The sequence below is a fragment of the Aromatoleum evansii genome (genome assembly GCF_012910805.1).
Lineage (GTDB): Bacteria > Pseudomonadota > Gammaproteobacteria > Burkholderiales > Rhodocyclaceae > Aromatoleum > Aromatoleum evansii.
Genome location: NZ_WTVK01000025.1, coordinates 1 through 20,461, shown reverse-complemented (window position 1 = coordinate 20,461; position 20,461 = coordinate 1). Strand labels below are relative to the sequence as shown.

The following is a 20,461-nucleotide window of genomic DNA, read 5'->3' as shown; positions in this document are numbered from 1 at the left end:
CGCCTATCCCCGGAGTTCGGAAAATTCGGTCCGCCGGCCGATGCGCACGGCGTGAGGCCGCCCATACCGCGTGGGGGGGATCAGGACGGCAGCGCATGGCTATATTCACCTCACGTTCCACCGCATCGACAATGTGTCGATTCACATGAGGAGAAACGCCATGGCTTCCCGATACGATCCGATGGTCCCGGTGCTGGAACCCGAGGGTGATGACACCGACGTGGCCGGCATTCCGTTTCCCGCCCAGCGCGGCGCCACGCCCCTGGACTTCCCGCCCATGCTGGACGGCGACTCGTTCCTCGGCGAAGTGCTGGCGTTCATCCGCAGCACGGCCGAACGGACCGCCGGCGGTGCCCCCGCCAGCCGCGCCTGACTCGACACGGCCGGCGTCGGCTTGCGAATGACTGCACACACAGGGGAGACAGAGCCATGCGCGCATATCGCTGGGTGATGCACGGTAGCGGACAGGCGATGACGAAGGTCGCGATGGACACCGGCGGAACCGCCCCCGGCGAAGTGCTCGTGGCGGTATCCGGATGCGGTGTCTGTCATACCGACATCGATTACTTCTACAACGGCGTGCGCACCAGCCACCCACTTCCGCTCGCGCTGGGGCACGAGATCGCCGGCCGCGTCGAGGCGGCCGGCCCCGGCGCCGAAGAATGGCTGGGCAAGGCCGTACTGGTGCCGGCGGTCGTACCGTGCGGCGAGTGCGATCTATGCCGGCGCGGCAAGGGCACCATCTGCCGCGCCCAGAAGATGCCCGGCAACCATATCCATGGCGGCTTCGCGACGCATGTGCGGGTGCCGGCCGCGGGGCTGTGTGCGGTGGACGAGGACAGACTGGCCGCTATCGGGCTCGGTCTGGCGGATCTTGCCGTCGTGGCCGACGCGGTGACCTCGCCGTATCAGGCGGCCGTGCGGGCGGACGTCGGCCCCGGCGACCTCGTGGTCGTGATCGGCGTGGGCGGCATCGGCACGTTTGCCATCCAGATCGCCAACGCCCTCTGCGCCGAGGTGATCGCGCTGTCGCATTCGGCGGCCAAGCTCGAGCAGGTCGCGCATGATGCGGCAACGCTCAACCTCGACCACTACCGCACGTCGCGCGAGATCAAGCAGGCGATCGTCGCGTTCGCGCAGGACAAGGGCCTGCGCCCGACCGAATGGATCATCATGGAGTGCTCGGGCAACACTGCGAGCCAGGAACTGGCCTTCGATCTGCTGGTGCCGGGTGCCACCCTGTGCGTGGTCGGCTACAACATCGAGAAGGGCCACTTCCGTCTCGCCAACCTGATGGCCCACGACGCGCGTGCGCTGGGAAGCTGGGGCTGCCCGCCCGAGTTGTATCCGGGGGCGCTGGATCTGGTCCTGTCCGGCAAGATCAGGGTCGCCGACTTCATCGAACGGCGCCCGCTGGACACCATCAACGAGACTTTCGCCGAGGTGCGCGACCACCGCCTGACGCGCCGGGTCGTGCTTACGCCGGCGGGGTGAGCGGCAAGCGATCACCGGCCCGGGCATCCGCGTGATATGAAGGGAATCGGCGCAACGCCTCGAGAATCACAGTAGGGAATCACATGACCAGCCGAACCGAAGCACCCCGCGACCCAAACCTTGTCCAACGCGATCTCGCGCAGGCTCGCGCCGACTTCCCCATACTGCGCACCCGCGTGCATGGCAAGCCGTTGGCCTACCTCGACAATGCGGCGACCACCCAAAAGCCCGCGGCGGTCATCGACGCCGAGGCGGATTTCTACCGCAACGCCAACGCCAACGTGCACCGCGGCGTACATGCCCTGAGCCAGCGAGCCACCGACGCCTACGAGGATGCGCGCCACAAGGTCCGGTCATTCATCAATGCGGGTGCCGATGCCGAGATCATCTTCGTGCGCGGCACGACCGACGCGATCAACCTCGTCGCGCAAGGCTTTGCGCTGCCGCGCCTCGCCGCCGGCGACGAAGTCATCGTCAGCGCGATGGAACACCATTCCAACATCGTGCCGTGGCAGATGGCGTGCCGGCGCGCTGACGCCGTGCTGCGCGTGGTTCCCGTCGACGATGCGGGTGAGTTCGACCTCGACGCGTATGCGGCGCTGCTGAACGGGCACACCCGCCTCGTGGCCGTGACCCATCTGTCCAACGCGCTGGGCACGATCACCCCGGTTCGGCGCATCATCGACCTCGCCCGCGCCCACGGGGTGCCGGTGCTGCTCGACGGTGCGCAGGCAGTTTCGCATCTGCCGGTCGACGTGCGCGCGCTCGACTGCGATTTCTATGCGTTCTCCGCGCACAAGCTGTATGGCCCGACCGGTATCGGCGTGCTGTACGGCAAGACCGCGCACCTCGAGGCGATGACACCGTGCCAGGGCGGCGGCGACATGATCCGTTCGGTCAGCTTCGACGCGACCGAATACAACGAGCTTCCCTACCGGCTGGAAGCCGGCACCCCGCACATCGCGGGCGTCGTCGGACTGGGCACCGCGCTCGACTACGTGACCTCGATCGGCATCGAACGCATCGCAGCCCACGAACGCGAACTGCTGCACTACGCGACGCAACGCCTGGCAGGCATCCCCGGTTTGCGCATCATCGGGACCGCTGCGGAAAAGTCAGGCATCCTCTCCTTCACGCTCGACGGCATCCATCCCCACGACATCGGCACAATGCTCGACGATTGCGGGATCGCCATCCGTGCCGGCCACCACTGCGCGATGCCGCTGATGCAGCGCCTCGGCATCACCGGCACCGCACGCGCATCCTTTGCGCTGTACAACACGCACGACGATGTGAATCGGCTCGTTGCTGGCATCCGGCAGGTCTGCGAAACGCTCGGCTCGTGATATAGCGCCACATCACCGTGTGACGAGGGGGTGTGAAAAGCGTCGCGACATCGACACCTCCATCCGGAGTTGCACCCAATCGTCGGAAAGGTGAAAGACATCCTCGCGGGCGTGGTACTGGCGATGAGCATCGGTGCAGCGATCGTGGCGCGACCGCGCTGTATCTCTCCCCTGCCCTGCCGTGATTTGGGCGCCGTCGCGTCCCTCCATCGGCAGGTTCGCGTCGCGAGCTCACACCGATGCACAGGACAACGGCTTAGTCGGTCCGCGAATCTTACAAGATTTGCAGGATGCGAACGGTGGCCACCGGGTGATGCATCATATGCTGGGGAAGTACTCAGGGAGGCAAGCCGCGCAGAATGCGTGGCGGCCGGAACCGGCAACCGCTTCCAGGTTCCCTGGCAGGGTTGTGCGACAAGTACGCCGATGAGCCGCTGCGCGAGGCAATCGAGCTGGCCTACCTCATCGGCCAGCGCCTTGGGGACCTACGCGAAATCAAGGAGACGACATGGAAGCGCTCGACAAGGCCCAAAAGCTGCTCGGACACACAAAGCGGGAAATGACTGAGCACTACGTTCGCAAGCGCCGGGGCGAGAAGGTAAGCCCGGTAAAGTGAAAACGGCCCGCCTTTCGGCGAGCCGTTTTGTAGAACGATTGGGGAATTGTAGATTAGCCACTCTTCCCCAAGTCCTTGATTACTTGGGGCGACATACCGGGATCGAACCGGTGACACCTGGAGCCACAATCCGGCAGACAATTCCAATAAATCAGTAGTTTAGGTTCGATTTTTCGTAAGAGCATTGCCTCCGAAGGCCAGTATCGGCGCGACACCCCCACGCGATCTTACGAAGAAATCGGGCTCCCGGACGACGACAAACACGGAGGCAAAGCCGTCGCGAACTCCACGGTTTGCCATCTCAACAAGGCCGCACGGGGCAGCAAACGCAAGAGATCGCTCTATATGGCGCGTAATGCAATATCGCGCCATATTATGTGGCGCACAAATAAGCGGTCGTGCCACTCGATGGCCGCTTTCGTGCCAAATCGCACTTCTGGTCCTTACGACTGCCAGCCAGATTGCCGGCTGCGGTCTGGCGCGTGGATTGGTAGTCGTCACGGCCAACGAAGCGGAGTTCCGCCGGGTCGGTGGACTGTGTATCGCGAATTGGCGAGGATCAAGGGTAAGCTGAAGCGAAACGCCCCCAACGCTCACTTGCCAGGAAAAATCCTGAACGAGGAACTCCGAAACTCGTATTGCTAACCAACTTGCCAAATATAACCAACTAGGTTAGTATCCGCCTATGGAGAAACGAACCCCGCACTGCAAGCTGCCTGCAGTCAAAGCCTTGGTTGAGGCGGGTAAGGTGCGCACGACCCACGCGGCGCGAGCTGGCGCGAACGAGTTGGGGTTTGAGTTTTCCGACATGCTGGCCGTGGTGACGGCACTCACGCCTGCGGACTTCTACAAGAGCATGACCACCCACGCCGATCATACGATCTGGCAGGACGTGTACCGCCCAAGCACGCAGGCGGGCGACGTGTACCTGAAGCTGACGGTCATTGATGACGTGCTGATCGTGTCCTTCAAGGAGCTATGACCATGAAATGTCCTGTGTGCGGCGCGGCGGAACTGATCCACGACACCCGCGACCTGCCCTACACGTACAAGGGCGAAACCACCACCATTGCGGCGGTGACGGGCGACTTCTGCCCGGCCTGCGCCGAGTCGGTGTTGGATGCGGCCGAATCGGATCGCGTCATGCGCGAAATGCGCGCCTTCTCGAAGCAGGTAAATGCGGCCATTGTCGATCCTAGCTTCATCGCCAGCGTGCGCAAGAAGCTCGCGCTTGACCAGCGCGAAGCCGCCGAAATCTTCGGCGGCGGTATCAATGCCTTCTCGCGCTACGAGAACGGCAAGACCAAGCCGCCGCTGGCCCTGGTGAAACTACTCAAAGTGCTGGATCGTCACCCCGACCTGCTCAACGAGGTCAGAACCGCCTGACCCGGGAGGACTTGTCGCCGTCAACCTTGTTCGCCTTAACACGTCACGAAAGGCCAGCATCAGGATCAAGCGACTGCTCGGATCAGTTCCGTGCCGAACTGCCGGAAATCAAGACATGACATTAGGGTGCGAAAGCGGTACCCCTTACCGAAGCCGTCGATCCGCAAATCCGCATGCACCCCGAAGCCGTCAAACGGCCGGTCCGCGGTTATCCATCAACTTAGCGCCTCCATCCGGCCTGGTCGGCTAGTGATCGTCATCCCAACTGCTACCATGGCGACCTCACACTGGATGCGCGCCCCATGTACGACGAACATGACCTGATCCACTCCCCGCTGCAGCAGAACTACACCGTCGGTACTCATACGGTCGAGATCTGCATCTACCGAATGCCGCATACCGCGTGGACACTGGAGGTCATCGACGAACATGGCAACTCTACCGTTTGGGACGATATGTTCAGAACTGATCAAGCCGCGCTTGATGAAGTCATGCGAACCATTCGTGACGACGGAATCGAGTCGCTGATTGGCGAACCTAGCCAAGCGGCAGGCAGCTTAGGCATTGAAAGCAACCCACTACGACTTGCAACCCCTTTGTCGGACGAGGAGTTGGAAGAACTGGATGCCTTCTTGCTGTCTGATGCCACATCGGATGAAACGATGTTGCTGGATCACCTGGACGGCTATCTCACGGCAATCATCGTCGGCCCGACCAGCTTGAACATGAGTCAGTGGTACTCGGGCATATGGGGAAAGCGTGAAGAAGAAGCGCCCCACTTCGAGACCATGGACGAGGCGCAGCGAATCATGCAGATGATCATGCGCCACTACAACGGCATCATCTGGAGTCTTGAGCATGATGCGGACTCCCACGAACCGATCTTCGACATCTTCATTCCTGAAGGCAAATCCAAGGAATTCATCGATGCCGAGATGTGGGCCGCCGGTTTCATGGACGGGATCTCGCTCTGTCGCGCCGATTGGCAGCCGCTATTTGATGATCCGCGGGGATATGAGTGGCTCAACCCGATTCGTCTGCTGGGCGGTGACGATCTCAGCGAGAACGAGCAGGCGCTAGCGGACAAACCGGCGCAGCGTGAGGATCTCGCCAAGCATATACAAGCATCCGTTGCGTCCATTTACCGTTTCTGGTTGCCTTATCGCCAGGCGATATATGAGCTCCAACAGGCCAGAACCGTCACACGCGAGCACCCGAAGGTTGGCCGTAACGCCCCCTGTCCTTGCGGAAGCGGGAAGAAGTTCAAGAAGTGCTGTGGAGTAGCCTCGACACTTCATTAGATCTCGTGCTATTGGCAAGCAGCTGTGTCATGGAAAGCCGCCGCACGGAGCCCTGCGGGTTCGAACAGCAGGTCTCCGGGTCACCGAACGGGTGATATCGATCCTAACGGGACATTCGGCCCGGTTCGAAGCAGACATCGACTGGAGAAGCTCCGCGAGATGAAGCGATGATAGGGCAGCCCATAGCCTGAGCCAGCGTAGGGTACCCCCTCAGCATCGCCGTCGTGGCGGTACGCCGGCAATCCGCTCGGGGCCCGGCGCGCCGATTCCTTTTGCTAGGCCGCGACAGCCTCCGTTCGCATCGCAGGAACAACTTGCCCATCCCCCGCCGCCGGCCTGATCTTGAACCAGATCGCGTACAAGGCCGGCAAGAACACCAGGGTGAGTGCCGTCCCGGCGAAGGTGCCACCGATCAGGGTATAAGCCAGCGTCCCCCAGAACACCGACTGGGTGAGGGGTATGAACGCCAGGATGGCGGCGAGCGCGGTCAGGATGACCGGGCGCGCGCGCTGCACGGTGGCCTCGACCACGGCATCGAAGGGCGCCAATCCCGCCTTCTCGTTGTCGCGAATCTGACCGATCAGGATGAGCGTGTTGCGCATCAGGATTCCGGACAGCGCAATTAGGCCGACGAGCGCGTTGATGCCGAATGGCTGGTGGAACAACAGCAGGGTTGGCACGACCCCGATGAGGCCCAGCGGCGCGGTGGCGAACACCATCGTCATCGCGGAGATCGACCGGACCTGGAAGATGATCGTGATCAGCGTCAGGGCGATCATGATGGGGAAGATCGGCGCCAAGGCGCGATTCGCCTTGCCGGATTCCTCGATGGAACCGCCCTGCTCGATCCGGTAGCCGGCCGGCAGCTTGGCGATGATGGGCTGAAGATCCTTCCACACGGCGGTGGACACGTCCGGCGGCTGCAAGCCCTCGGCGATGTCACCGCGCACGGTGATCGTCGGCGTGCGATCGCGGCGGCGCAGGATCGGGTCTTCCATGCGGACGTCCACCGTTCCGACCTGCGACAGCGGAATCCGTTGGCCGGCTGCCCCGACCAGGGTGAAATCGGCGATCCGGCCCGGATCGAGCCGTGTGTTCCCGGCCGAACGGGCCGCCACCTGTACCGAACGGATGTCCTCGCGTACTTCGGTAATGGGGATGCCGCTCAACAGGAACTGAAGCTGTTGGGCCACGTCGCTGGAGCTCAGGCCGAGGCTCTGCAGCCGGTCCTGATCGAGCGAGAAACGCAGCGTGGGCACGCGCTCGCCCCAGTCAGCATTGACCGTCCGCATCTGGGACGAGGCCTGCATCACGGCACGCACCTCTCCCGCGATGTCGCGCAGCTTGTCGGGGTCGGGCCCCATCACGCGGAAGGCCACGGGGAAGGGCGAGTACGGGCCGAACACCAACTGGGTCACCCGCACGCGCGCCTCCGGCGCCAGGCCGTCGGCCGCCGCCTGCCGCAGCCTGAGCTTGAGCGCCTCACGCGCCGCTTGGTCGTCCGTCAGGACGACGATCTTCGCGAACGAAGGATCGGGCAGCTCCGGCGCCATGGCCAGGTAGAAGCGCGGCGCACCCTGTCCGACGTAGGCGGTCACGATCTGCGCTTCCGGCTGCTCGGCCAGCCAGGCCTCGACCTTGGCGGTGGCGGCACTGGTCTGCTGGATCGAGGTGCCATACGGCATCTGAACTTCGACCAATACCTCGGGCCGATCGGACGTCGGAAAGAACTGCTTGTTGACCACGCCCATGCCCAGGACCGCGACGGCGAAGGCACCGATCACGCTCGCCGCGACCAGCCATTTGCGCCGGATCACCGATCCCAGCAGCCGGCGGAAGCGCTCGTAGTTCGGAGAAGCGTAGATGGCCCCGTGCCCGCCTTCGTGCTTCTTAAAGTTCGGGAGCAGCTTCACCCCCAGGTAGGGCGTGAACACGACGGCGACGATCCACGATGCGATCAACGCAATGCCGACGATCCAGAAGATATTGCCGGCGTATTCGCCAGCGGTCGACTTGGCGAAGCCGTTCGGCATGAAGCCGATCGCCGTCACCAGGGTCCCGGAAAGCATGGGTGCGGCGGTATGGCTCCACGCATAGGCGGCGGCGCGGATACGGTCGTAGCCTTCCTCCATCTTCACCACCATCATCTCGATGGCGATGATCGCGTCGTCGACCAGGAGCCCCAGGGCCAGGATCAGCGAGCCCAGCGTGATCCGGTCGAAGTTCTTGCCGGTGGCCGCCATGACGACGAAGACCGCGGCCAGGGTCAGGGGAACCGCGGCCGAAACCACGATGCCGGCGCGCCAGCCCATGCTGAGGAAGCCGACCAGCATCACCACGCCGAGGGCGACGAAGAACTTGACCATGAACTCGTCGACGGCCGAGCGGATATTGACCGACTGGTCCGTGACCTTGGACAGGCTCAGGCCGAGGGGCATCTCGGCGTTGATCGCCGCCGCTTCCACCTCCAGCGCCTTGCCGAGATCGAGGCCGTTCCAGCCCTCGCGCATGACCACCCCGAGCAGCAAGGCCGGTTCGCCGTTGTTGCGGATGAGGAAGGTGGCCGGATCCTCGTAGCCCCGCTTCACCTCGGCGATGTCGCCGAGCTTCAGCGTCCGGCCGCGCGCCGCGACCGGCGTGTTCCGGATCGCCTCGAGGTCGTCGATCGCGCCGTCCAGCCGGATGAAAACCTGCGGGCCCTTGGCTTCGATCGAGCCGGCGGGCGTCATGACGTTGCGCCCGTTCAGCGCGGCGAAGAGGTCGCGCGGGGAGACGCCCTGGGTCGCGAGGCGGTCATGGGAGAACTCGACGAAGATCCTTTCGGCCTGCTCGCCGATGATGTTCACCTTCTTGACGCCCGGCACGTGAAGCAGGCGCTGACGCATGGTCTCCGCATCGCGCACCAGATGCCGATGCGGCTCGCCCTTCGCTTTCAAGGCATAGAGCGCAAAGGTCACGTCGGCGTATTCGTCGTTCACCATCGGGCCGATGACGCCCCGCGGCAGCTTGAGCGCCTCGTCGCCGAGTTTCTTGCGCGCCTGATAGAACTGCTCGGGGACCTCGGCGGGCGGCGTGCTGTCGAGGAGGACCACGGTGGTAAAGGCCAGACCCGGTCGCGTGAAGGTCTCGGTTCGGTCATACCAGCGCAGTTCCTGCATGCGCTTTTCCAGGGGCTCGGCGACCAGTTCTTCCATCTCCTTGGCCGTGGCGCCGGGCCAGGCAGTGACCACGGTCATCTGCTTGACGGTGAAGGCGGGATCCTCCGCGCGGCCCAGCGTCAGGAAGGCCACGACGCCGGCGACGAAGATCGCCAGCATCAGAAACAGGGTGACCGGGCGCTCGCGGACGGCGAGGGCGGAGAGGTTGAAGGCACTCATTTCCGTTCCCCGCCGGCCGCCGCCACGCCCTGCGCAGCTTCGCCGTCAGCCAGGCGGATCGGCTCGCCTTCGTGCAGCAGCTGGGCCCCGAGCACGACGACGCGATCGCCCGCCGCGAGGCCGCCAACGACCGTGGCGGCTTCGTCACTGAGGCCGGCCACCTGCACGACGCGCCAGGTGACCCGCGGCCCCTGCCCTTCGACCCCTTCCCCTTCGACCAGCCATACGCCGGGCCCTTTGCCCGGATCGAAGATCGCACCGATCGGTACCTGCAGCGCCGGGGCGGCGCGGTCGCGGGGGAGGTGGATGGCGATCGTCGAGCCCAGCGGCGCGTCCGCCAGACGACCCTCCAGCACGTAGCGCGCCGCGAAGGTGCGCGTCTGCGGGTTGGCGGCATCCGACAACTGGCGCAGTTTTGCAGCGCCCGTGAGCCCGCTGCCATACAGGGTCGCGCGGCCGGCGGAGCCGACCGCCGGGCGCAGGGTTTCGGGGAGTTCGATGAGCGCCTCGCGGCGCCCGGCATGGGCCACACGGACGACGACCTGCCCGGCGCCGACGACCTGGCCCGGCTCCGCCAGGGTCTCCACCACCACGCCGTCCGCGTCGGCGAGCAGGACCGTGTAGCCGGCCTCGTTGCGGGCAACGTCGGCCTGGGCCTGGGCCGCTTTGACCTCCGCCCGTGCCGACTCGGCGGCGGCCTTGATCTTGTCGTAGGCCGAGGCCGACACCGCCCCCGCCGCGACGAGATCGCGGTAGCGCGCCTCGTCCTCCGCGGTCTGGCGCGCGCGCGCCGAGGCGGCGGCAACGGCCTCCTCAAAGGCGCGCGTGGCGAGCCTCAAGTCGGTGGGGTCGATGCGCATGAGCGGCTGGCCGCGCCTGACGGCCTGCCCGGTATCGACCAGGCGCTCCAGGATCTTGCCGGGAACGCGGAAACCCAGGTCGCTCTGCACCCGCGCCGCAACGATACCGGTGAAGGAACGCTCGGCGTGGACGGCGGCCTCCACCGCCCCCACCCGCACGAGGGGCATCCGGGTCCGCGGATCGATTGAAGAAGTGGCGTCGCTGCACGCTGCCAGAGCCAAGGGCAGCAGACCGACGACGGCGAGGAAGGGAATAGTACGGCGCTGAAGCATGGCGACCTCCGGGAGTGCGAAGGCCTTCATCCTAGAACTTGTGACCATTAGTGTCAATGGTCACAAGCGCAATTGTTGAACTGGCTCAGGGGCCACTAAGGCGCCACTAAGGGGCCAGGCTGCGCAGCACCAGGTTCGACAGCTGCGTTGGCGCCTCCTCGACGAGGTCGAGGTTGTACTGGAGCAGGAGCGGATTCACATAGGGCTGCATGACGAGATCGATCGCATGCACCGTCTCGTCCAGCGGCGTCTTGCGCTCGAACTCGCCGCTCTCCCGCCCTTCGCGGACGATCTCCGTCAGGATCTGCCGGATGCGCTCGCAGTAGGCGCGGGCGGACGGCCAGCCCTCGCCAGCGGAATGCGCGGCAATGTCGTACAGCTTGCGGTCGTTGAAGAACAGACTCACGCCGGTCGACACCAAGGTCTTGAACATTCGGCGGAATTTCTCTGTCGGCGTGGCTGCGCCAGCCACCGCCTCTTCGACCGCCACGACGATGGCGCTCAAAGTCTTGGCGCAGATGGCCTCGCCGATGGCCTGCTTGGAATCGAAGAACTTGTAGATGTAAGCCTTGGAAAAGCCGATCGCCTTGGCGAGGTCGGAGACCGTGGTTTTCTCGTAGCCGTAGTGGCTGAAGTGCTCACCGGCCGCCTCCACGATCTGGTCTCGGACATTGTGATCGGCGGGGCCGCGCGATGGGGGGAGGGAAGAGGCGATTTGGTTCATGGGAAAACGATACCCCACAGGCTCCCTCTTGGCAACCAGTGACGATTTTAGTTGACAGTCACTTAACTGGTGACTATTGTCGCTTTTAGTCACCGCAACAATTCAACTTCCCGAAGGACTCTCATGCTTGCCCACCCCCGCTCCCTCGCCCTGCTCCTGAGCGTCGGCGTCTTGACGGGCTGCGCCGTCGGCCCCGACTACCGGCCGCCCGAGATCGCGCTGTCGTCCACCTTCCTCGGGCAGGAAGGTGTCGATCACCGGCAGGTTCAGTCCAAGGCAGACCTCCAGGTCTGGTGGGCCGCCTTCGACGATCCGCTGCTGACGCGCTTCGTCTCCCACGCCCTGGAACAGAACCTGGACCTCGCGCAAGCGGCGGCACGGGTCGCCCAGTCACGCGCGGCGTTGCGCTACGCCGATGCGGCGCTGCTGCCGACGGGCAACGTAAGTGTAAGCGCTGCGAGGGCCTACCAGTCGGTCGAGACTCCGCTCGGGCAGGTGCTCGACGCCACGCCCGGCTTCGATCGCACCGGCAGCGCCTACGAGGCCAACCTCGGCGCGAGCTGGGAGATCGACGTGTTCGGCGGCCTGCGGCGCGGGCGGGAGGCCGCACGCGCGGCGTACGAGGCCTCCGAAGCCGGCGCCGTGGCGACACGGCTGGCCGTGGCTGCGCAGACGGCGGACGTGTACGTCACGATCCGCGGCTTGCAGGCGCGCCTCGCCATCGCCCGACAGCAGGTGGAGACCCGCCGCCAGTTGCTCGCCATGGTCAGGCTCCAGTACGAGAAGGGGATCGCCGCCGAGCTCCAGGTGAACCAGGCCGAGGGTTCGCTCACCCAGGCCGAGGCGCAGATCCCCGTCCTGGAAGCCGGCCTCGATTCGGCGATGAACGCGCTGGACGTTCTGCTCGGGGTGCAGCCGGGAACCAACCGCGCGGAGCTAGCCCCGGGGGCGCCGGTGCCGGTCACGCCGGGCCTGTCCGCGACCGGCACCCCGGCCGAGCTGATCCGGCGCAGACCCGATCTCATCGTCGCCGAGCGGCGCCTGGCCGCGGCCAATGCGCGCATCGGCGTGGCGATCTCGGAGTACTACCCCAAGTTCTCGCTCGCCGGCCTGGTGGGCAGCGCCACCGCGATCGCCAGCGGCAACCTTTTCACCGGGGCCGCCAGCCAGGCCCAGGGCGTCCTCGGACTGCGCTGGCGCCTCTTCGACTTCGGCCGCGTCGACGCCCAGATCGCGGCCGCGCGCGGGCAGGAGGCCGAAGCCCTGGCGGCTTACCGGCTAGCCGTGTTGCGGGCGGCCGAGGATGTCGAGAACGCCTTCTCCGCCCTCATCAAACGCGAGGCCCAGGTCGGCATCCTGACCCGGGGTGAGTCGTCGCTCGCCCGTGCGCGCGAGAACTCGCTGGCCGCCTACCAGGGTGGCGTCGTCAGCCTGATCGAGGTTCTGAATGCCGACGACAACCTGCTGCATGTGCGCGATGCGAAGGCACAGGCGCAAACGGAGGCTGCGCGCGCCGCCATTGCCTCCTTCCGGGCGTTGGGCGGCGGATGGGATGCGCGGGATGCAGGCAGCAACCGCCTCTACAGCGACCTTTCCACCACCAACCGCAGGTAAGCAAATGGCCAAGACGAATACTTCACGGAGGCTCATCACGGGCGCATCAGCGTCGTCTCGGACTGGGCGAACAAGCCCTCGTGCTCCTCACCTGGGCGACGCCACGCCGGTTGCACCAGGCCTTCTTTTCGCGCGCCATGAACGGATGACGCGCATTTCCCGGCCGAGCGGTGCCAGCGCAACAGTACCGTCCGCCGACTGCTTCAGCCCAACAGGAGACGCATCATGAAATCGATTCTGGCATTGTCCGGCATCGCCCTCGTCCTTTCCGCCCACAGCGCGCTGGCCGATCCCGCTCGCCCGCTGGACCCGCACGAGCAGGCGCGGCAGCTGATACTGAGCGCACCGCAGCATTCGGCCGCCATCCACAGCACGGCGGCAAGCGCGGCGCCGGCGCCGACCGATCCGCATGAGCTCGCGCGCCAGCGAATCCTCGCCTCGCCCGTGGCGGGCGGCGCGTTCCGGCCCGCACTCGCGATGGGGTCGCAGCCGGCGATCGACCCGCACGAGCGCGCGCGCCGCACGATCCTCGGAAGCTCGGGTGAGAGTCTGTGAGCAGTTCCACATCGTTCGGCGAGCGACGGCGCCATCGCAGCCGCGATCAGCGCGTTTTCATGCCGCGGTCGCTCGCCGGAAAACCCACATCAAGGATGCCGATCTCATGACAGCACCAACCGACGCGATGAATCCCGACGAAACGCTTGCCAGCTGGCGGGCCGAGGAAGCGGCCGTGCGCGCCCGCCTCCGGACGGCACCCGGCGTGGCCTCCGCTGCCCAGGTCGCCGGGCGCAGCGGACTGCAGCTATTCCAGGCGCTCCTCGCCGGGGAGATCCCGCCTCCGCCGATGGCGGTCACGCTCGACTTCACCCTGCTTCGCATCGAGCCCGGATTCGCGGTCTTCCAGGGACGGCCGCGCCTCACCCACTGCAACCCGATGGGTACGGTGCACGGCGGCTGGTTCGCGACCCTGCTCGACAGCGCCATGGGATGCGCCGTGCATTCCACGCTGCCGGCCGGCAAGGCCTACACGACCCTGGAACTGAAGCTCAACCTCGTCCGCGCACTCACCGAGGCAGTGCCGCTGGTCCGGGCGGAAGGCCGGCTGGTCCACGGTGGTCGCCAGGTGGCGACCGCGGAAGGCCGGCTCGTCGGACCGGACCGCAAGCTCTACGCCCACGCGAGCGCTACTTGCCTGGTCTTTGACCAGGCTTCATAGAAGATCGGCACGAAAGGCCAACTCCTCCGCCGGCATGCGCTGGAGCAGGGGTACGCCGAACGGCTCCTCTAATCCGGCAAAAGGGATGGCGCGGGGGCGTGCTCCCGACGGCAGGCAGGTGAGCACTCGCCCGGCGCCTTCGGGACCGTGGCACGCCGATCTCCCTCGAGTCCCTTGCTTGAGAGCGCTTGACTTTATAGATGATGTGCGTAATCTAATTACAATGATGATGAACATCATATAAAACCGCCCGTAGTGAGATCGGCCACCCCCGTCCTTCCCAGGGCACCCCTCGATGGAGAGAGAGAAATGGACAAGGAAATCGTCATCTGCACCCCGGTTCGCACCGCAATCGGGGCCTTCGGCGGCAGCCTGAAGGACGTGCCGGCCGGCGCGCTCGGCGCACACGTCGTCGCCGCGGTCTTGCGGCGTGCGGGCGTGGATGCGGGCGCAGTCGACTCGGTCGTCATGGGCAACGTCATCCAGGCCGGCAATGGCATGAACGTCGCGCGCCAGACCGCGATCAAGGGCGGGTTGCCGGTCGAGGTGCCGGCAATGACGGTCAATCGCGTGTGCGGTTCCGGCGCCCAGGCGGTGGCGACCGCCTTCGCGGAGGTCCGCGCCGGCCTGTCGCGCTGCGTGATCGCAGGTGGCGTGGAGAACATGGACCGCGCGCCCTACCTGCTGCCGGCGATGCGCTTCGGGGCCCGCATGGGCGAAGCGCAGGCGCTCGACGCGATGCTCGTCGATGGACTGCACGACGCCTTTTCCACGCGTCACTCCGGCTGGCATGCCGAGGACCTCGTGCGCAAGTTCGGCCTCACACGCGCCGATCAGGACGCCTACGCCGCGCTTAGTCAACAGCGCTTCGCCGCGGCACAGGCGGCCGGCCATTTTTCGTCCGAGATCGAGCCGCTCACCGTCGAAGGCAGGAAAGGCCCCGTCGTGTTCTCGGCTGACGAAGGCAACCGGCCCGAAACGACGCTCGAGACGCTGGCCCGCCTGAAGCCCGTCTTTCGCCCGGACGGCACCATCACGGCCGGAAACGCCCCCGGGGTCAACGCGGGCGCGGCGGCCATGATCGTGTGCGACCGAACCACCGCGCGCGAGCTCGGCCTCGCCCCGCTGCTCGTCATCCGCAACGTGGCCGTCGCCGGCGTCGAGCCGGATCTGTTCGGGCTCGGGCCGATCCCCGCCGTCCGCAAGGCGCTCGGGCTTGCCGGGTGGACGATGCAGGACATCGACCGCTTCGAGGTCAACGAGGCCTTCGCCGCGGTGGCACTCGCCGTGCAGTCGGCGCTGGACATCGAGCCGACGCGGCTCAACCCGGACGGCGGCGCCATCGCCCACGGCCATCCGATCGGCGCGACCGGCGCCATCCTGATCACCAAGACTGCATATGCCCTGCAGCGCACCGGTCAGGCAAAGGCCGTGGTCTCGTTGTGCATTGGCGGCGGCCAGGGCATCGCGATCTGCCTGGAGCGTGCCTGAAGAGCGCGGCCGCGCCCACGTTCCCCGTAAATCCTGCAACGCCCGTGTGGGACCGACAATCCCCTCATTCCAATTCACCCACAGAATAAAGGACTGCCATGTCGAATTCCAAAGTTGTCGTCGTTACCGGCGTGTCATCGGGTATCGGGCGTACCACCGCGATGAAATTTGCCGAGCAGGGTTGCCGGGTATTCGGCACCGTGCGCAACACGGCAAAAGCACAAGCAATACCGGGTGTCGAGCTCGTCGAGATGGATATCCGCGACGAGGCGTCCGTTCAAAATGGCATCCAGGCCGTCATCGATCAGGCCAAGCGCATCGACGTGCTGGTCAATAGTGCAGGCGTGACCCTGCTCGGCGCGACGGAAGAAACGTCGATTGCCGAAGCCCAGACGCTGTTCGACACCAACCTCTTCGGCCTCTTGCGCACGACCAAGGCGGTGCTGCCGCACATGCGCGAGCGGCGTTCCGGGCGCATCGTCAATGTCAGCTCGGTGCTGGGCTTTCTGCCTGCGCCGTACATGGCGCTCTATTCGGCATCCAAGCATGCCGTTGAAGGACTGTCCGAGACCCTGGATCACGAGGTGCGCCAATTCGGAATCCGCGTGGCGCTTGTCGAACCCTCCTTTACCAAAACCAACCTGGATCTCAACGCGCCCCAAACAGCTTCCAAAATTCCCGACTACAACAAGGAGCTCGGCGTCGTTTCACGGGCAATCCAAAACAATGTCCAAAAGGCGCCCACGCCCGATGGCGTCGCCGCCACGATCGTCGACGCCGCGCTGGGCGCATGGAAGATGCGCCGTACGCCCAAAGGCGAGGCATCTCTTCTGGCCAAGTTGCGTCGCTTCATGCCCGCCGGCCCGGTCGAGAAAGGCCTGCGCAAAACGTTTGGACTCGCCTGAATCGATCCCGACCTTCTAGCCGCCGCAGGAACTCGAAGAGCTTGGCTCTGAGGGATCAGGCGTGCCAAATGACCGGAAGAGCCCAATGACCGACCCGGACAGCCAGACCATCATGTCCTCGCCTGCCGCCATGGCACAGGCTTTGCCAAGCATGCCCCCCCGCACCGCCTCACCATGGCCGGTGTTCTGGGTGGCCAGCGTGGCGGTATTTCTTGTCTCTATGGACGGCACCATGCTGTTCGCAGCCTTCAGCGCCTTGCGGGCAGGTTTTTCGCAGGCCACTGCGGCAGACCTTTCGTGGGTGCTCAATGCCTACACCGTGGTCTATGCCGCGATGCTGATCCCATCCGGCGGGTTGGCAGACAGGCATGGGCGCAAGAAGGTGTTTCTCGTTGGCGTTGCGCTGTTCCTGGCGGCTTCCGTTGCCTGTGGCTTGGTGGCCAGCGTGGAGTTGCTCGTCGCGGCAAGAGTTCTGCAGGCCATGGGCGCTGCATTGCTGACGCCCGCATCGCTCTCGCTCGTGCTGGCGGCGTTCCCGACAAACAAACGTGCCGTGGCTGTCAGTCTATGGGGCGCGGTCGGTGGTCTGGCTGCGGCAGTGGGCCCCAGCCTGGGGGCGTTCGTGATCGCGTCGCTCGGGTGGCAATGGGCGTTCTACCTGAATGTGCCGCTGGGCATTCTTGCCATATGGCGCGGCGCAACACTGCTGACCGAAGCGAAGCAGGCATCCCGGGGGCACCCGCTGGACCTGATGGGGATGGGCTTGCTGATCGTCGGCATCGGCGCCTTGGCGCTGTCCATCGTGCAAGCGGAGTCGCTTGGCTGGTCACGCCATGAGCTGCTGGGTACTGCGGGCATCGGGTTGGCGAGCATCTTCGGATTTGTCGCCTGGGCCCGGGCTGCCACCGCGCCACTGGTGGACTTGGGTTTGTTTCGCAACGCCACATACCGCTACGTCAATCTTGCAACGTTGAGCTTCGGCACCGCGTTCTCGATGATGTTTTTCGCCTTCTTTTTTTACATGAATTCAATCTGGCACTATTCGCTGCCGCTGGCTGGCCTGGCGATGGCGCCCGGGCCGCTGCTGGTGGTTCCGGTGGCTGCTTTGTCGGGCCGATTGGCGAGCCGGTATGGTCACCGCCCGCTGCTGGTCGTGGGTTGCCTTATCTACGCGGCCAGCGCATTGTGGTATTTGCTGGTGCCCGGCATTGAGCCCGCGTATCTGACGCACTGGCTACCGGGCATGCTGTTCAGTGGCATTGGCGTGGGAATGGTGCTGCCTTCGCTGTCGGGAGCTGCTGTCAGCCACTTGCCCTCAGACCATTACGCCGTAGGCGGTGCCATCAATCAGGCGATACGGCAAATCGGTTCCGTCATGGGGGTTGCCCTCACGGTGCTGTTGCTGGGCAGTGCCGGTTTGCAACGTGCAGATTTCAATGCGGTCTATCTGTGCCACATGGTATTGGCATTGGTGACTGCGATCTTGTGCCTGCCAGTCAATACGTTGTCCAAAGCCGTGGTCAACTGCTCTTGACTCTATCGCCATATCAAGGTGGCCGCGTGGCGACCGCCGGTCGAGTCGCTGCGAGTGGTGGTTGGAGGCGCAGCTCGCGGTAGGTCGGCCCGGTCGGTCGGCGGATCGCGCCCCTCAGCTTCTGCCCGGCGCGGGCCCTGAGATCGACGCAGACACCGACTGCAGGATGTCGTCGGAAAGCGCGGAGTCGTCCACCGCGCGCGCGAGCACCACCGCGCCGAGCATGCCGGCGAAGGTGGCCAGCGCCTTCTTCCGCCGCGCGGCTTTCGAGCGTCCCGGCACCAACTCGCTCAGCAGATCAATGAGATCGCGCAGGCCTGCGGTCAGGGCGTGACGCACGGGCGCGCCATGCCGCGCGGCCTCCGCACCCACTGCAGCCAGGGCGCATCCCTCGGCCGGCTGGTCACGGTGCGCGGCGGCCAGATACAGCGCCGTGACCGCGGAAAGCGGATCTTCCGGCGCTGCCTCGACCCGTTCGCGCCACTTCGCCAAAGTGTCCTCCAGCGCCCGCGCGCAGGCCTCGGCCATCAGGTCTTCTTTCGAAGCGAAGTGGCCGTAGAAGCCGCCGTGGGTGAGGCCGGCGCTCTTCATCAGGTCGGCGACGCCGATCCCGTCCAACCCTCGTTCGCGGAAGAACCTGGAGGCGATCTCCACGACGCGCTGCCGGTTTTCCGCTGCCTGTTCTCGGCTGACCTTCATCTGGCGAGACTCCCTTCTCAAATGACCTATTGGCATTATAGATGATGCTCGTAATCTATTTACAATGATGAGCTTCTTGCAAAACGCTGAGTGGCAAAAAAAGGCCGCTCTGCTGCATCGGCGGATTCTCGCGGGGAAAACGCGGGATACGTCAGCCAGTAGATGCAAGATCTTCGCGGGTCGCAGGTGCTACGGTCTCCGGATGGATATGCCGTCCGAAGACAGCGCCATGATGAACGGGTGCAGCCGGACCACTGCAGCTCACCCGGCACGTATGTCGCGGTGGTGGCCGCGTTCCGCCGCACAAACACGTTCGACACCAACACACGCAAAGGGATGACCATGCCGCACTCCACCTCCCCCGCCGTCGGCGGCTCCGAACTACCAAACACTTTTTTCCTCTCGATCGATGGCCGCGGCCACCGCGGCGCAACCGAGGCCGACGTGATCGACCCCGCCACCGAACAGTCGGTGGGCTCCTGCCCGATGGCCAACGCCGAAATGCTGTCGCTGGCGGTCTCCGCGGCGAGCCGCGCTTACCCGGCCTGGCGGGCCAAGCCGTGGGCCGAACGCAGCGCCGCCGTCCAGGCGCTGAGCGCCCTGCTCAAGGCGCACCGCAAGACGCTGGTCGAACTGTTGGTGCGCGAGCAGGGCAAACCGCGGCTGGCGGCGGAATGGGAAATCGACAGCGCGGCGCACTGGTTCGCCGGCATCGCCGGGCAGGAACTGAAGGACGAACAAGCGCCGGTGGAGCCGGGGGTCGTCGGCACGGTACGTCACGTACCCATCGGCGTCGTGGCGGCCATCGTGCCGTGGAACTTCCCGATCCTGCTGGCCGTCTGGAAGATCGCCCCGGCGCTGCTGACCGGCAACACGATGGTGCTCAAGCCCTCGCCCTACACACCGCTGGCGACGCTGCATTTCGGCCTGCTGGCGCAGCAGGTGTTGCCCCCGGGCGTGCTCAACGTGGTGGCCCTGCCCGATACGCTGGCGCCGCTGCTGCCCGAGCACCCGGACGTCGGGATGATCGCGTTCACCGGTTCCACCGAGACGGGCAAGAAGATCATGCGCGCGGCCTCCGGCGGGATCAAGCGCGTCGCACTGGAGTTGGGCGGCAACGACCCGGCCATCGTGCTGCCCGACGCCGACGTGGAGGCCGCTGCCCCGGCGCTGTTCTGGGCGGCCTTTCAGAACAGCGCGCAGTTCTGCGTGGCGACCAAGCGGCTGTACGTGCACGAGTCGATCTACGACCGCTTCTGCCACGCGCTGGTGAGCTACGCCCGCACGGTGAAGGTCGGCAATGGCCTGGCCCCGGACACCGGCCTGGGCCCGGTGCAGAACCGCGCACAGTTCCTGAAGGTGTGCGACCTGATCGACGACACCCGCCGCCGGGGCCACCGCTTCCTGCTCGGCGGAACCGTGCCGCAGCAAGCGGGCTACTTCGTGCCGATCACCATCGTCGACAACCCGCCCGACGATGCGCGCTGCGTGGTCGAGGTGAGCTTGCCCCCATAAAACGGACGCCATGAAGTGCGGTTCTAAGGCTTCATGGAGGAACGTGAGATGAAAACGAGGATACCGAAGCGGGTCTACACCGAGCAGTTTCGAGAGTCCGCGGTGCGGCA

General features: G+C 65.4%; 17 protein-coding genes. 13 read left to right on the top strand and 4 right to left on the bottom strand.

The genetic code is table 11. The annotated features are described in order from the left end of the window. Nucleotides 1-160: 160 nt before the first annotated feature. From GO615_RS14080 to GO615_RS14055, 6 genes are all read left to right on the top strand, one after another. The gene (locus tag GO615_RS14080) at nucleotides 161-373 is read left to right on the top strand and encodes a hypothetical protein (protein WP_169129076.1); all 213 of its coding nucleotides are present in this window, start codon (nucleotides 161-163) and stop codon (nucleotides 371-373) included. A 56-nt stretch (nucleotides 374-429) separates the two neighbouring features. Beyond that, nucleotides 430-1,494: a 6-hydroxycyclohex-1-ene-1-carbonyl-CoA dehydrogenase gene (gene had / locus GO615_RS14075; protein WP_169129074.1), complete on the top strand. Its 1,065-nt coding sequence runs from the start codon at nucleotides 430-432 to the stop codon at nucleotides 1,492-1,494. An 83-nt stretch (nucleotides 1,495-1,577) separates the two neighbouring features. Next, on the top strand, nucleotides 1,578-2,840 hold the full coding sequence (locus GO615_RS14070; RefSeq protein ID WP_169129072.1) for an aminotransferase class V-fold PLP-dependent enzyme: 1,263 nt from the start codon (nucleotides 1,578-1,580) through the stop codon (nucleotides 2,838-2,840). A gap of 1,301 nt (nucleotides 2,841-4,141) precedes the next feature. Beyond that, nucleotides 4,142-4,438 (top strand): type II toxin-antitoxin system MqsR family toxin, encoded by a 297-nt coding sequence (locus GO615_RS14065; RefSeq protein ID WP_169129070.1) that lies wholly within the window; start codon nucleotides 4,142-4,144, stop codon nucleotides 4,436-4,438. Between the two features lie 2 nt (nucleotides 4,439-4,440). Continuing rightward, a complete protein-coding gene (locus GO615_RS14060) occupies nucleotides 4,441-4,842 on the top strand; it encodes a type II toxin-antitoxin system MqsA family antitoxin (RefSeq protein ID WP_169129068.1) in 402 nt (133 codons plus the stop codon). 302 nt (nucleotides 4,843-5,144) lie between these two features. After that, a complete protein-coding gene (locus GO615_RS14055) occupies nucleotides 5,145-6,143 on the top strand; it encodes a UPF0149 family protein (RefSeq protein WP_211167112.1) in 999 nt (332 codons plus the stop codon). A 275-nt stretch (nucleotides 6,144-6,418) separates the two neighbouring features. Here the strand turns inward: GO615_RS14055 and GO615_RS14050 are convergent, their stop codons facing one another. The 3 genes from GO615_RS14050 to GO615_RS14040 form a co-directional block, all read right to left on the bottom strand. Further along, nucleotides 6,419-9,520, bottom strand: coding sequence for an efflux RND transporter permease subunit (locus GO615_RS14050; protein WP_169129066.1), 3,102 nt, complete (start codon nucleotides 9,518-9,520; stop codon nucleotides 6,419-6,421). After that, on the bottom strand, nucleotides 9,517-10,548 hold the full coding sequence (locus GO615_RS14045; protein ID WP_246262287.1) for an efflux RND transporter periplasmic adaptor subunit: 1,032 nt from the start codon (nucleotides 10,546-10,548) through the stop codon (nucleotides 9,517-9,519). Before GO615_RS14045 ends, GO615_RS14050 begins: the two co-directional genes overlap by 4 nt. 211 nt (nucleotides 10,549-10,759) lie before the next feature. Next, a complete protein-coding gene (locus GO615_RS14040) occupies nucleotides 10,760-11,308 on the bottom strand; it encodes a TetR/AcrR family transcriptional regulator (RefSeq protein WP_339380033.1) in 549 nt (182 codons plus the stop codon). Between the two features lie 192 nt (nucleotides 11,309-11,500). On the opposite strand from GO615_RS14040, the gene GO615_RS14035 reads away from it, so the two are divergent. The 6 genes from GO615_RS14035 (at nucleotide 11,501) to GO615_RS28900 (ending at nucleotide 18,137) form a co-directional block, all read left to right on the top strand. Then, nucleotides 11,501-12,991 (top strand): efflux transporter outer membrane subunit, encoded by a 1,491-nt coding sequence (locus GO615_RS14035; protein WP_169129062.1) that lies wholly within the window; start codon nucleotides 11,501-11,503, stop codon nucleotides 12,989-12,991. Between the two features lie 225 nt (nucleotides 12,992-13,216). After that, nucleotides 13,217-13,546, top strand: a complete 330-nt coding sequence (locus GO615_RS14030; protein ID WP_169129060.1) for a hypothetical protein — start codon at nucleotides 13,217-13,219, stop codon at nucleotides 13,544-13,546. Nucleotides 13,547-13,652: 106 nt separating this feature from the next. Further along, nucleotides 13,653-14,207 (top strand): PaaI family thioesterase, encoded by a 555-nt coding sequence (locus tag GO615_RS14025; RefSeq protein ID WP_169129058.1) that lies wholly within the window; start codon nucleotides 13,653-13,655, stop codon nucleotides 14,205-14,207. A gap of 309 nt (nucleotides 14,208-14,516) precedes the next feature. Then, nucleotides 14,517-15,698, top strand: coding sequence for a thiolase family protein (locus GO615_RS14020; protein ID WP_169129056.1), 1,182 nt, complete (start codon nucleotides 14,517-14,519; stop codon nucleotides 15,696-15,698). A gap of 98 nt (nucleotides 15,699-15,796) precedes the next feature. Further along, nucleotides 15,797-16,603, top strand: a complete 807-nt coding sequence (locus tag GO615_RS14015) for an oxidoreductase (protein WP_169129054.1) — start codon at nucleotides 15,797-15,799, stop codon at nucleotides 16,601-16,603. An 85-nt stretch (nucleotides 16,604-16,688) separates the two neighbouring features. Beyond that, the gene (locus GO615_RS28900; protein WP_169129052.1) at nucleotides 16,689-18,137 is read left to right on the top strand and encodes a DHA2 family efflux MFS transporter permease subunit; all 1,449 of its coding nucleotides are present in this window, start codon (nucleotides 16,689-16,691) and stop codon (nucleotides 18,135-18,137) included. A gap of 114 nt (nucleotides 18,138-18,251) precedes the next feature. Here the strand turns inward: GO615_RS28900 and GO615_RS14005 are convergent, their stop codons facing one another. Then, nucleotides 18,252-18,836, bottom strand: coding sequence for a TetR/AcrR family transcriptional regulator (locus GO615_RS14005; RefSeq protein ID WP_169129050.1), 585 nt, complete (start codon nucleotides 18,834-18,836; stop codon nucleotides 18,252-18,254). Between the two features lie 342 nt (nucleotides 18,837-19,178). Between GO615_RS14005 and GO615_RS14000 the strand changes: the two genes are divergently transcribed. Continuing rightward, complete coding sequence (locus GO615_RS14000) at nucleotides 19,179-20,351, top strand: aldehyde dehydrogenase family protein (protein WP_169129048.1); 1,173 nt, start codon at nucleotides 19,179-19,181, stop codon at nucleotides 20,349-20,351. Nucleotides 20,352-20,461: the final 110 nt, after the last annotated feature.

Bases quoted from the DNA above. Each gene is read 5' to 3' on its own strand.
- GO615_RS14080 (WP_169129076.1), top strand. From the start codon at position 161: ATGGCTTCCCGATACGATCCGATGGTCCCGGTGCTGGAACCCGAGGGT.
- had (WP_169129074.1), top strand. From the start codon at position 430: ATGCGCGCATATCGCTGGGTGATGCACGGTAGCGGACAGGCGATGACG.
- GO615_RS14070 (WP_169129072.1), top strand. From the start codon at position 1,578: ATGACCAGCCGAACCGAAGCACCCCGCGACCCAAACCTTGTCCAACGC.
- GO615_RS14065 (WP_169129070.1), top strand. From the start codon at position 4,142: ATGGAGAAACGAACCCCGCACTGCAAGCTGCCTGCAGTCAAAGCCTTG.
- GO615_RS14060 (WP_169129068.1), top strand. From the start codon at position 4,441: ATGAAATGTCCTGTGTGCGGCGCGGCGGAACTGATCCACGACACCCGC.
- GO615_RS14055 (WP_211167112.1), top strand. From the start codon at position 5,145: ATGTACGACGAACATGACCTGATCCACTCCCCGCTGCAGCAGAACTAC.
- GO615_RS14050 (WP_169129066.1), bottom strand. From the start codon at position 9,520: ATGAGTGCCTTCAACCTCTCCGCCCTCGCCGTCCGCGAGCGCCCGGTC.
- GO615_RS14045 (WP_246262287.1), bottom strand. From the start codon at position 10,548: ATGCCCCTCGTGCGGGTGGGGGCGGTGGAGGCCGCCGTCCACGCCGAG.
- GO615_RS14035 (WP_169129062.1), top strand. From the start codon at position 11,501: ATGCTTGCCCACCCCCGCTCCCTCGCCCTGCTCCTGAGCGTCGGCGTC.
- GO615_RS14030 (WP_169129060.1), top strand. From the start codon at position 13,217: ATGAAATCGATTCTGGCATTGTCCGGCATCGCCCTCGTCCTTTCCGCC.
- GO615_RS14025 (WP_169129058.1), top strand. From the start codon at position 13,653: ATGACAGCACCAACCGACGCGATGAATCCCGACGAAACGCTTGCCAGC.
- GO615_RS14020 (WP_169129056.1), top strand. From the start codon at position 14,517: ATGGACAAGGAAATCGTCATCTGCACCCCGGTTCGCACCGCAATCGGG.
- GO615_RS14015 (WP_169129054.1), top strand. From the start codon at position 15,797: ATGTCGAATTCCAAAGTTGTCGTCGTTACCGGCGTGTCATCGGGTATC.
- GO615_RS28900 (WP_169129052.1), top strand. From the start codon at position 16,689: ATGACCGACCCGGACAGCCAGACCATCATGTCCTCGCCTGCCGCCATG.
- GO615_RS14005 (WP_169129050.1), bottom strand. From the start codon at position 18,836: ATGAAGGTCAGCCGAGAACAGGCAGCGGAAAACCGGCAGCGCGTCGTG.
- GO615_RS14000 (WP_169129048.1), top strand. From the start codon at position 19,179: ATGCCGCACTCCACCTCCCCCGCCGTCGGCGGCTCCGAACTACCAAAC.